Genomic DNA, 11,170 nt, shown 5'->3' with positions numbered 1-11,170 from the left:
GGAATCAGCCATTGCGCGTTCGAATGGACGCACGGCGCTCTAAGCTCAAGCTGCGGAGAAGGCCTTCAGCGTGCGTCCGTCGACGGTCTGCAGCATCAGTGCACCTTGCAGTGTCATGGCGAAGAATTTCAGGTCAGCCGGGATCGCCAGGAATTTCTGCTCCTGGTTCATCAACGCTTCCGCACAAGCCATTTCGGTCGAGACGGCCTGGCTTATCGTCAGTTTGCCGTTCTCTTCCGACCAACGTGCGCCATAGCTGTTACACGATGCGCGGCCGCCGACCCGACCGTCCTCGTCGAAGGTAAGCGTGACGCGTGAACTGTCGATGATACCGCCGCCATCGATGTCTTCCACCACCCACTCGATGCCGGTGATCTCGTCCATCGTTATCATGCCGAAGGGCGTCGCGGTTTCGTAGGGTTTCAAAATCAGCGTGCCGAGTTCGATTTTTTCTTTCTCGGGATCGATCGTCACTGGGTCGGTTAGCCAGCGGATCTGCAGCCCGTCCAGAACGCCGCCGCGCAAACGATAAGATCCACCCGCCTCGAGCTGCGCCTTCCCGGTGGCAAGCGCGAAGGGGATGGGAACCTGTTTTCCATCGAGCACGATCCGCGTTTCGGCCAGAACCTTTGCATTCTCGGGCTCTCGCGCATTGCGCAATTCGACGATCGCGAGGCTTTCCGGCGGCAGCGCGATGCGTGCGCGATAGGTAAGTTCGCCAGATATCTCAAGCATGGCTTTTTCGTTCTCCTGGCTGAAGGCGGTCGTGTGTGGGGTGCAGGAGACCAGGACAGCAAGGCCAAGGAGGAGGAAACGGTGGTGAACAAACATGACGACCTCGATCCGATTTCAGCGGTCGGAAAATACCAGCATCGACCGATGGTGTGACGACACTTTGTGGCGCGATAGCGTGGGTGTCAAAAACTTCTCCATGGCGGGCGCTTGCGTGTGACGGCAGGCTGCTTATGATGTGACCAACGGCGCGTCCGCGCCCGATTTCAGCATCCGGAGACTTTTGATGGAAAAGCGCCGTCTTGGACGCAGCGATCTCCACGTTTCGCAAATTTGCCTTGGCACGATGACGTTCGGCGAGCAAAACACCGAGGCGGAAGGCCACGCGCAGATGGATCATGCCATCGAGCAGGGCGTTAATTTCCTCGACATGGCGGAACTGTATCCGATTCCACCCAAGGCCGAGACGCAAGGGCGCACCGAGCGTTACGTCGGCACATGGATGAAAGCGCGCGGCAATCGCGATCGGGTAATCCTCGCTTCCAAGGTGATCGGCCGCAGCGCCAATGAATGGTTTCGCGGCGACCGGCCCTCGAAACTCGTTCGCGCCGACATTGTGGACGCCATCGACAAATCGCTGTCGCGGCTGCAGACGGATTATATCGACCTCTACCAGATCCACTGGCCGGATCGCGAAAATCCGTTCGGCTCCAATCCGACGCGTGTGACGGAGCTGGCGGAACCAGTTGCCGACGAGACGCCGATTGCGGAAACGCTGGCGGTGTTCGACGATTTGGTGAAGGCTGGAAAGATCCGGCATTTCGGCCTTTCCAACGAGAGCTCGTGGGGCGTGATGCGCTATATTGCCGAGGCTGACAAGGGCGTCGGTCCGCGTGTCGTCTCGTTGCAGAACGCCTACAATCTGGCGAACCGAACCTATGAGGTGAACCTGGCCGAAACCTGCCAGCGTGAGGACGTGGGGCTTTTGGCCTATTCGCCGCTGGCGCAAGGCTATCTGACGGGCAAATACGACGACGGTGCGTTGCCGGAGGGAACGCGCAAGGCCCTGTTCGACCGTCTGCAGCGCTATGAGAAGCCGGGCGCACAGGACGCTTTCAAGGCATACAACACCATGGCGCGCGAGTTTGGGCTGACGCCCGCTGTTTTTGCGCATGCTTTCGTCAATTCGCGTCCCTTCATGACGTCGAACATCATCGGTGCGACCAGAATGGAACAACTCCAGGAAGCATTCGATGCGCTGGATGTGCGCTGGACCGACGACATGCAGACGGCGGTCGACGATTTGCATCAGCGTATCGGCAATCCGAGCCCCTGAGGACTGTCTCGGGCGTTCTACGGTTCCTGGCATCGTCCCCGGCTCGTCAGAAAATCTCATCTCCCTGTCGGATCGACCCGGCATCCTGCGTCCTCGGTGCATCGCAATGACGGAGTGACGCAGCGACCGTCGACTGAATGGGAGAGTGCAATGTTCAAAAATGCCTTTGTCGCCATATGGGCGGCCGCGATGCTCACCGCTTTTGTTTCGGTTTCCGCATATGCGGAAACCGAGGCCTCCAGGCCGGTGAAAAGCGGCGAAGTCGAAGCCGGTGGTATCAGGTATCACTACCAGATCCACGGCGATGGAGAGCCCCTTCTTCTGATGCATGGCGGGCTTGGCCTGATCGAGATGTTCGGGCCGGTTCTGACCATGCTGGCATCCGAGCGCGAAGTGATTGCCATCGATATGCAGGGTCATGGCCGCAGCGAACTGGGTGATCGCCCCATCAGCCTTGAGGCCATGGGCGATGACGTGGCGACGATTCTCGACGAGTTGGGCTACGAGCAAGTGGACGCGATGGGCTACTCGATGGGGGGTGGGGTCGTCTTCCGGCTCGCGGTACAGCATCCCGAAAAAGTCCGGCGAATGACTCTGGTTTCCGCCGGCTTCGCGCAGGAGGGCTTCTACCCCGAAATGCTGCCAATGCAGGCGCAGGTCGGGGCGGGCATGGCCGAGATGATGAAGAGCACGCCCATGTATCAGTCCTATGCGGCGGTGGCACCCGATCCATCGCTGTTTCCCGAACTGCTCGACCGCATGGGCGCCTATATGCGCAAGCCCTACAATTACGCCGAGGATGTAAAGACGCTGGAAATGCCGGTGATGCTGGTGTTCGCCGATTCCGACATGTACCGGCCCGAGCACATCGTCGAGTTTTACCAGTTGCTCGGCGGCGGCCAGAAGGATGCGGGCTGGCAGCGGGAGAACATGTCTCAAAATCGCCTGGCGATCCTGCCGAATCTCACGCACTACGACATTGGCGTTTCGCCGAGACTGGCCGAGACCGTGTTGCCTTTTCTCAATGACGATCAAGTCAATGCGCCCTGGACGGCGGACGATCTGACCCGGAAGTGATCTGTAGCATGTATCTGAAAAAGCCCTTGCCGCGTTTTCTCGCGGCAAGGGCTTCTGCGCGTGGAAGCGGTTTCGGTTCAGACCATGCCGGGCTGCGCTTGTCCACCGCCGAGCACCACCATGCGCGCGCCGCGCGGGACACGTTTGTAAAGGTCGATGATGTCGTGGTTCAGCAGCCGGATACAGCCCGACGAAACCGACCGGCCGATGGACCAAGGCTCCGTGGTGCCGTGGATGCGGTAGAGCGTGTCCTTGCCGTCTTTGTAGAGGTAGAGGGCGCGAGCGCCGAGCGGATTGGTAAGGCCACCCTGCATGCCGGCGGCGAGCGGACGATAGCGCTCGGGCTCGCGGTTGATCATGGCCAGGGTGGGAGCCCAGTTCGGCCACTGGGCCTTGCGCCCGATCACGCCATCGCCCTGATATTCCAGTCCTGCCTTGGCAACGCCGATGCCGTAGCGCATGGCCTTGCCGTTCTCCATCACCAGGTAGAGAAACCGGTTTTCCGGATCGACAACGATGGTGCCGACCGGCTCGTTGGTCGGGTAGTCGACCATCTGGCGCAGATATTGGCGGTCCATCTCGGTGACGTCGACCGCCGGTATGACGATGCCATCGTCTTGGATCTCGCTGTACATGTCCTGATAATAGGAGAGCATCGGTCCGGGCACGTCTGCCGAAGGGACGGGGCCCCGGCCCGCGGTGGTGCAGGCTGCCGCGAAGGCGGGCAGGAGCAACAGCAGAATGAGCCGCGCGGCGCGTTGGGCTACGCGTACAGAAATGGTGTGAAACAAGGAAACTCTCCTTACGTGTCGAATACCGTTCGTCAGGTGGTGCGGTGCGCCTCTTCGGCGCGGATGCGCGGAAGCGTTGTGTAGCGCTTGCCACGCGGTTCCCGGCAAATTGTGGCAAAGACCGGACACCGTGCCCGAATGTCGCGCGAATCCTGCAAACCTCTCGCATTCGTCTCGCCCAGTGAGGCATTTTTCCCACAGTGACGTCGGGGAAGATCGCTGTCGCGCGTTGCTTCGTCCGCACGCCCGAAAGGCTTTCCGCGGCAACGCGGCGGGTGTATTCTAGGCACTTGAACGACCAGCAGGCAGCCGCCGTATATCGGCCAGGCGCGGCGCTGGTTTTCGCAAGTGGCGGCGCGACACCGCCCTTGTCCGCATACCCAGACCCGCGCCCCGTGCGCCTGCCGGTCGCCAGGTCGGAGGCCGGACAGGACTGGGTCGCAATACCCTTCCGCATTCGCCCTCCGTCCGGAGGCACGAAAGGAGCAGGACCATGGGTATCGCAATGACGATGCATGAATTTCTGGAAGACAGCCACGTGCACTACGACGTGGCACGGCACAACCGTACGGGCAGTTCCACCGTGACGGCGCGCGTGAGCCACATTCCCGGCCGCGAGATGGCCAAGGGCGTGGTGCTCAAATGGGACGACAGCTATCTTCTGGCGGTGGTGCCCGCCTCGCGGCAGGTGGACCTTGGCAAGGTCGGGTCGATCGTCGGTGAAAAGGTGGCCCTGGCGAACGAGGAGGAAACCGCGGCGCTGTTTCCCGATTGCGAAAAGGGGGCAGTTCCCGTGCTCGGTGCACCCTATCGCATAGCCTGCATGATCGACGGGGAACTCGATGCGGACGAGGACGTCTATTTCGAGGGCGGCGATCACCGCACACTGGTGCATGTGACCCGAGATGGCTTCGAGCAATTGATGTATGGCATGCCAAGGGCGCATATCAGCCGCTAGAGCCTCTCCGGTGCCGGCCCGGATTGCGGATGTGCGGATGCGTTCCCGCGCGTGATCCGGGTTTTGAGGGGAAGACGGGCGGCTGAGGCGACGCTCATCTAAGTTATATTCGTGCGACCCTTCAGCCGCCCGCCCGGTTCTTGACAACCTCCGACGGGGATCGCCCCGGAACCGGGTGCGCCGGCTTGCCCCGAAGGACGAACCTTTGCACCGGATCGTGCATGTGCACGATCCTTCGCCGGACCAGCCGCCCAGAAACACCGGCAGCACACGTTATGCCGCCGGCCCGGGACCGTCCCAACTCCGCGAGATCACCGTCGCGACCTGCGTTCCCACGAGTCGAGCGAGAGAATGATAAATTGGTTTCGGAAAGTGGGGAGAAAACGTCGCCTGGAAAATCGAATTGGGCACGAATTGTGCGGGGCGCCGGTGCGGGAGGCCGGATTTTATCCCCGGTTTTGAGGTTAGGCCGCGGCGGTTGCGATCTGCTCGACGCGGTTTCGGCCTTGTTTCTTGGCGGCGTAGAGACCTGAATCCGCTGCGGATAGAAGATGGTCGAGATCACGCAAGCCGCAGTCGCTGTGGCAAAGACCGGCGCTGAGGGAAGGCCGGATCGTGCTATCTCCTGCGGGGACGGCAATTGTCGAAACCCGGGCGCGCAATGTCTCGACCGCATAAGCGGCCTCCGCGCGGGAGATGTCGGGCAGCAGGGCAACGAACTCTTCGCCGCCCCATCGGGCGATGAGCGCGGCGTCACCGAACGTTTCGCCGAACACCTCGGCGCAGGCGGTCAATGTGCGGTCGCCCGCGGCGTGGCCGTGCCGGTCGTTGATGCGTTTGAAATGGTCGAGGTCGAATATGGCGAACGCGAAGGGTATCTGTGGGCCACGCTCCAAAAAGCAGCGCGCCTCGGCTTCGAAGGCGCCGCGATTCAACAGGCCCGTCAACCCGTCGCGAGAGGCGAGGCGGCGCAGTTCCCTTGCATCGCGTTCGTAAGCCAATGCGAGCGCGAATGCGCCCGATGCGGTGATGTGAAACAGGGCAACCGAGAGATGGACCGTAAGGATCGCATCGTCGGGGAGATGGCGCGCCATGCCGTCGCCGGCGAGCAGTCCCTGTGCCGTCCTGGCGGCGAACATGCCTGTCAGCACGCCATAGGCGAGGATCATGCCGATCCTGGAGAGTTTTCGGTCTTCGCGGTCGCGCCAGAATTCGAACGTACAGCCGGCCGCCAAGCTTGTGAGCAAGACGTTGACCACCGCGTAGACGCTTGCATAGGAGCTGTAGACCGAAGGCAATGCGCATAACGCGACGAATACAACTGCAGGAATCCAGGTCGCGTGGCGCGGCACGTCGCGCATTTCAAACTGGCGGGCGGCGCGCCAGCGCAGGCTGAAGCCGAGGACAAGAAGGGCGTTCGGCAAGAGGATCGTCAGAAGATCGGGCAGATGCCGTTCATACATGAAGGCCAGGAGAGCGAGCCCTATAACGAGGTTCGCCAGCCCCCAGGAATCCCAGTAGACTTCGTGCCTCGCCCGACCCGCGACGAAAAAAACCGCCGCCATGACGAGAACGACAATCGCGTTCGCTGCGAATAGCGTGAAATTGTCCAAACCCGAACACCCGTTGTTTCCCCAACGTTAGATAGGCGGGCTCGAGCTAACGTTGGGTTTCCATGTTTGGTTTCCGTTTTCCTAACCTCGCGGACAGCGAGCCGTGGCTCATTGTCCCTGCGTCGTGGTTAACGGCTTGATTCAAACTTTATTGGTAAGTTCAGGGTATTGTTTGTCATTCCACCGGCGTAAAGCGCCGGACCTCCAAAGTCCTCGAACCCTTGCAGATCGTATATGCGTATTCCCGCGTTCCTTCGACCTGTCATCCTGGCTCTTGGCCTGGCCGGTTGCACCGGCGGTCCCAGCGTCGACACCGCTCTCAAGATCGATCCTCCCTCGCAGGAGGTCACCAGCTCCATCGTGCGGCCGGATGTGGGCCTGCCCGCGTCCAATGGTGGCGAGGTGACGGCCGAGCATGCGAGCGAGGCGGGGATGACGGCGATCGCCGAGCCGGACCGTGTGACCGCACCCGCACTGGAGCAAGTGGCCATGATCACGCCGATGCCCGCGCCGGCCGTGCGCCCCAAGAGCGCCGCGCGGGGCAAGGTTTACAGCAGCCGGTTTGGCGACGCGCACCCGATCAATTTCGGCAAGGTGACGCCCAAGCACCATGCGGTGCACGGTGTCGATGTTTCGCGCTGGCAGGGGGACATCGACTGGGTGAAGCTGCGCTCCCGCGGTGCAAATTTCGCCTACATAAAGGCGACCGACGGCATTGACCATCTGGACCCGATGTTCAAGACGAACTGGAAGGGTGCTGCGAATGCCGGCATTCGCCGCGGAGCCTACCACTTCTTCTTCTGGTGCCGGAAGGCCTCGGATCAGGCCGAATGGTTCATCCGCAACGTGCCGAAGGTGAGGGGCGCCCTGCCGCCGGTTTTGGATGTCGAGTGGAACCATCTGTCGAGCTGCAAGTGGAGACCGTCGCGCGCAGAGGTGCTGGAGAAGATGCAGGTTTTCCTCGACCGACTGGAGCGCCATTACGGCCAGCGGCCGATCATCTATACGGCACCGGATTTCTACGAGGACAATCTCAAGGGAGCGTTCCCGAACCATCCCTTCTGGCTGCGGGCCGTGGCCGAGCATCCGTCCAAGGTCTATCCCGGACGAGACTGGGTGTTCTGGCAGTATTCCGGTTCGGGTCTCAGCCATGGCGTCGACGGCAAGATCGACCTGAACGTTTTCCATGGCACCGAAAGCGCCTGGTGGCGCTGGGTCGGCAAGGTGGCGGGCTGACAGCGGCGTTGTAAGGCGATCCGCCGCGCGATCTGGGCGTCGAGCAGAGATGGCGATGAGGGCGGACGAGATCGCGGAGGCGGTGGCGCGATCGGAGTTTTTGGGGCGCGCGTTGTGCGCGTGTCTCTGCTATTCAGGCATGGTTTTGTGATGAGCCGGGAGGGGCGGAATGATCGATGCTGCGGGTTTGCCGAAAGAGGGTGTGCTTGTCGGGCGGGCCTGGAACCCGGATGTGGATGGTCCTGCGCTTTGCGTGCTGCACGACGGCGCACTGATCGACATTACGACCCGGGAAGCGCCGACCATGCGCGATCTTCTCGAGATGGACGACCCGGCGAGCTACGCGCTTGAGCGGGCGGCAAACGGAACTGCGCTTGGCGCGTTCGATGCAACAACCGCGAAACGAACGGGCGGCGGCAAGGAACCCTTTCTGCTTGCCCCGAACGATTTGCAGGCGGTGAAGGCCTGCGGCGTGACCTTTGCGCGTTCGATGATCGAGCGGGTGATCGAAGAGCGCGCGGCGGGCGATCCTTCGAAGGCGGCGGCGATCCGCGAGCGCTGTCAGGTGATCATCGGCGACAGTCTGCGCGACCTCAAAGCGGGCTCGCAAAAGGCTGAAGCCGTGAAGGGGGCGCTGATCGCAGAAGGTGTGTGGTCGCAATATCTCGAGGTTGGGATCGGCCCGGATGCCGAGGTGTTTACCAAGGCGCAGCCCATGTCTTCGGTCGGTCACGGCGCGGAAATCGGGCTTCACCCGGTTTCAAACTGGAACAATCCGGAGCCGGAGATCGTGCTGGCGGTGGACAGTTCCGGCCGGGTGAAGGGCGCAACGCTCGGCAACGACGTGAACCTTCGCGATGTGGAGGGACGCTCGGCGCTGCTTCTGGGAAAAGCCAAGGACAACAATGCCTCCTGCGCTATCGGGCCCTTTATCCGGCTTTTCGACGCAGGGTACGGCATGGACGATGTGCGCGCGGCCGAGCTGGATCTCATCGTGAAGGGTGCGGACGGCTTCGTGCTCGAAGGCAAGAGCTCAATGGCGGAAATCAGCCGCGATCCGCTCGATCTGGTCGCCCAGACCTGTGGGCCGCACCATCAGTATCCCGACGGATTCATGCTGTTTCTGGGAACGCTGTTCGCGCCGACACAGGACCGCGATGTGCCAGGTGAGGGATTTACCCACAAGGTTGGCGATGCGGTGACCATTTCGAGCCCGGGCCTCGGCGCGCTGTCCAATACGGTGCGGCTTTCCACCGAATGCCGGCCATGGACGTTTGGAACGGCGGCGCTGATGCGCAATCTGGCAAGGCGGGGGCTGCTGGCATGAGATGCGCGTTCGCGACGAATGCGAAGAGGAGTCTGCGGTTCCGAGGGCTTAACCACAACTCATTACCCGGTTCACGTGCACCATGATTCCTTGAATCCGCGCCAGCGATGGGCGAGACCTTCGGCTATCAGTTGATCGCCGATGGGCTTTCCGTCCCGATAAAGGCTTCTCAGTTTGCGGCCATAGACGTCTCGGTCGCGCAAGGCGTTGCGCCGAATTTCGAAGGGACCTCCATTGACCAATTGCTGGAAGCGACGTTGGGCGCGCCGCGCCAGTGCCGCCTCTTGCTTGCATTGTGGCGAGAAGAGCTCCGGAGTGTTGAAACCGGTCACTCTTATCTTTTCTCCATCGATATAGAGTGTGTCTCCATCGACGATGCAATTGGACCGCGTGCCGCCCCCGCATATTGGAAAGTAGCGAGTAACGAGAGGTTTGGTGGCTGACGGGGCAGCCGAGAAGGTTTCTGAAATGCTGCTGATCGGGATGACCGAATAGTGCGCGGCCCCCCAGCCCGACACCAAGGCGAGCGCAATCAGTCCGATATTGTTTTTCAGTGTCTGAACCGGCCGAGGTGTCCGGTTCCTGAAACGTCCTCTTCGTCCCGGCGGCCTTCGCCATCCATGCTCTTGACGACTGTCCCGGGACGGAAATGAATCGATGCGTGCCATTGTCCGCTCCCTGGCGGCAATTCAGCATGGTCATCTGAAGAACAGGTTCTTTTCCAAGAACGAATTTTAATGAATGAGTTTCATTTCGCGTCGTCGGTTCCAGTGCATGTCAGACCGGCGGGGCAATGCGCTGGAAGAGGTGCTGGTAGCTGATGATGAGCCCTTCATCGTCCACGGTGAGATCCGCTTCGAAGCCGCTCGACAGCCCCAGATCGATATAGCGCAGGGCTTTGGAGCTCTGGCGCAGATAACGCTGACGGGAGCGCGCCACGGTGAGCGCCGGCCCGTCGATGAAAGCGGTGTCGAGCGTAAACTGCTCTCCGGATGCGGCCGGTGTCCGGCGGATGGGCGGCGTGTTGCAGAAGGGGGTGACCGAAAGGTCGGGCTCCGTGGCACCGTCGAGATCTGGCCGCGACGTTCCGTTCACCCGCCAGCCGCTCCCGACGCGTTCGAGATGCAACGCTCCGTGACCTTCGTCGTTCCAGCGCTCGACAACGAGGCTTTGGGTGCGCCACTCGGCGTCGAGCGTCCAGCGATAGTCGATGCGGCAGCCGCCGGCCTCAAGACACAGGACGGTGGATCGGGCGTCGATGCCCTGCGTCCCGATGGAAAGCGCGAGCCTCTCCAGTCCGTCCATATCCGTACGGCGCCAGAAGAGCTGCATGGATTTTCCGTCCGTCTTGCGCATACGATGTCTCCAGGGAAACAGGCAGGGCCGTGGGAGATTATCGGTTTCGTGCTGGAAGGCAAGAATGGGCCAGCGAGCGGATCGCCGCGCTTGACAGCGCTGGAACGGTGGAGGATATCGGGATCATGATCGAGCAGGATACCCACATCGTTTCCCGGCTGGCCGGCATCTTCGAAGGCGAGATGCCGGGGTTTGAGCCACGCTGAGAGAACGACGCGGATCACGCTCCCGCAACCTCGCCGCAATGCGGACGGGGTTTTTTACATAAACTGTGCCCCGTCCATTTACAGAAAATGGAGACCATCGATGGCGCAGAACATTTATGACAATTCCGACTTCTTCGAAGGTTACAGCCAGCTTCCACGCCAAGTGCGCGGTCTGGCGGGCGCGCCGGAATGGCCGGCCATCGCTGCCATGCTGCCGGATGTGACGGGCCGGCGGGCCGTGGACATGGGATGCGGTTTCGGCTGGGTGTCGCGCTATTTGCGCGAGGCTGGCGCGCAGAGCGTTCTCGGGCTGGACGTGTCGCAAAACATGATCGCGCGGGCGCGCGCCGATACCGACGATGCGGCCATCGACTACCGGATTGCCGATCTGGAGACGCTGGATCTGCCCGGAGGAGCGTTCGATTTCGCCTTCAGCGCGCTGACTTTTCACTATATCCGCGATTTCGACCGGCTGGTCGGCATGATCCATACCGCGCTGACGCCGGGCGCGCATTTCGTGTTCACCATAGAACACCCG

At 61.5% G+C, this 11,170-nt stretch carries 12 protein-coding genes; 8 read left to right on the top strand and 4 right to left on the bottom strand.

Annotation, left to right across the window (positions count from 1 at the left end):
• Nucleotides 1–45: 45 nt before the first annotated feature.
• Nucleotides 46–735 carry an META domain-containing protein gene (locus tag QZ638_RS18860; protein ID WP_295813446.1) on the bottom strand — a complete coding sequence of 230 codons (690 nt, stop codon included), beginning with the start codon at nt 733–735 and terminating at the stop codon, nt 46–48.
• A gap of 283 nt (nt 736–1,018) precedes the next feature.
• Here QZ638_RS18860 and QZ638_RS18855 point away from each other — a divergent pair, with 283 nt between their 5' ends.
• Both QZ638_RS18855 and QZ638_RS18850 read left to right on the top strand, forming a co-directional pair.
• Complete coding sequence (locus tag QZ638_RS18855) at nt 1,019–2,068, top strand: aldo/keto reductase (RefSeq protein WP_295813445.1); 1,050 nt, start codon at nt 1,019–1,021, stop codon at nt 2,066–2,068.
• A 150-nt stretch (nt 2,069–2,218) separates the two neighbouring features.
• Nucleotides 2,219–3,145 (top strand): alpha/beta fold hydrolase, encoded by a 927-nt coding sequence (locus tag QZ638_RS18850; RefSeq protein WP_295813444.1) that lies wholly within the window; start codon nt 2,219–2,221, stop codon nt 3,143–3,145.
• 77 nt (nt 3,146–3,222) lie between these two features.
• On the opposite strand, the gene QZ638_RS18845 is transcribed toward QZ638_RS18850, so the two are convergent.
• Complete coding sequence (locus QZ638_RS18845) at nt 3,223–3,936, bottom strand: L,D-transpeptidase (RefSeq protein WP_295813443.1); 714 nt, start codon at nt 3,934–3,936, stop codon at nt 3,223–3,225.
• Nucleotides 3,937–4,429: 493 nt separating this feature from the next.
• Here QZ638_RS18845 and QZ638_RS18840 point away from each other — a divergent pair, with 493 nt between their 5' ends.
• Entirely contained in the window at nt 4,430–4,894 is a 465-nt protein-coding gene (locus tag QZ638_RS18840; protein ID WP_295813442.1) for an aminoacyl-tRNA deacylase, read from the top strand.
• Nucleotides 4,895–5,358: 464 nt separating this feature from the next.
• Here QZ638_RS18840 and QZ638_RS18835 read toward each other — a convergent pair whose 3' ends face one another.
• Nucleotides 5,359–6,507: a GGDEF domain-containing protein gene (locus QZ638_RS18835; protein WP_295813441.1), complete on the bottom strand. Its 1,149-nt coding sequence runs from the start codon at nt 6,505–6,507 to the stop codon at nt 5,359–5,361.
• A gap of 234 nt (nt 6,508–6,741) precedes the next feature.
• Here QZ638_RS18835 and QZ638_RS18830 point away from each other — a divergent pair, with 234 nt between their 5' ends.
• The 3 genes from QZ638_RS18830 (at nt 6,742) to QZ638_RS18820 (ending at nt 9,513) form a co-directional block, all read left to right on the top strand.
• Complete coding sequence (locus QZ638_RS18830) at nt 6,742–7,743, top strand: GH25 family lysozyme (RefSeq protein WP_295813440.1); 1,002 nt, start codon at nt 6,742–6,744, stop codon at nt 7,741–7,743.
• A gap of 169 nt (nt 7,744–7,912) precedes the next feature.
• Nucleotides 7,913–9,070 (top strand): fumarylacetoacetate hydrolase family protein, encoded by a 1,158-nt coding sequence (locus tag QZ638_RS18825; protein WP_295813439.1) that lies wholly within the window; start codon nt 7,913–7,915, stop codon nt 9,068–9,070.
• Between the two features lie 107 nt (nt 9,071–9,177).
• Complete coding sequence (locus QZ638_RS18820) at nt 9,178–9,513, top strand: hypothetical protein (RefSeq protein WP_295813438.1); 336 nt, start codon at nt 9,178–9,180, stop codon at nt 9,511–9,513.
• Nucleotides 9,514–9,847: 334 nt separating this feature from the next.
• Here QZ638_RS18820 and QZ638_RS18815 read toward each other — a convergent pair whose 3' ends face one another.
• Nucleotides 9,848–10,426 carry a putative glycolipid-binding domain-containing protein gene (locus QZ638_RS18815; protein ID WP_295813437.1) on the bottom strand — a complete coding sequence of 193 codons (579 nt, stop codon included), beginning with the start codon at nt 10,424–10,426 and terminating at the stop codon, nt 9,848–9,850.
• Between the two features lie 29 nt (nt 10,427–10,455).
• Here QZ638_RS18815 and QZ638_RS18810 point away from each other — a divergent pair, with 29 nt between their 5' ends.
• Nucleotides 10,456–10,632: a hypothetical protein gene (locus QZ638_RS18810; RefSeq protein ID WP_295813436.1), complete on the top strand. Its 177-nt coding sequence runs from the start codon at nt 10,456–10,458 to the stop codon at nt 10,630–10,632.
• Nucleotides 10,633–10,732: 100 nt separating this feature from the next.
• The coding region (locus QZ638_RS18805) for a bifunctional 2-polyprenyl-6-hydroxyphenol methylase/3-demethylubiquinol 3-O-methyltransferase UbiG (protein WP_295813435.1) at nt 10,733–11,170 on the top strand (438 nt) is incomplete at its 3' end.

The organism is uncultured Nitratireductor sp. (assembly GCF_913053745.1).
Lineage (GTDB): Bacteria > Pseudomonadota > Alphaproteobacteria > Rhizobiales > Rhizobiaceae > Nitratireductor.
Note: the sequence above shows the minus strand (reverse complement) of the source record. Positions and strands in the feature narration are given on the sequence as shown.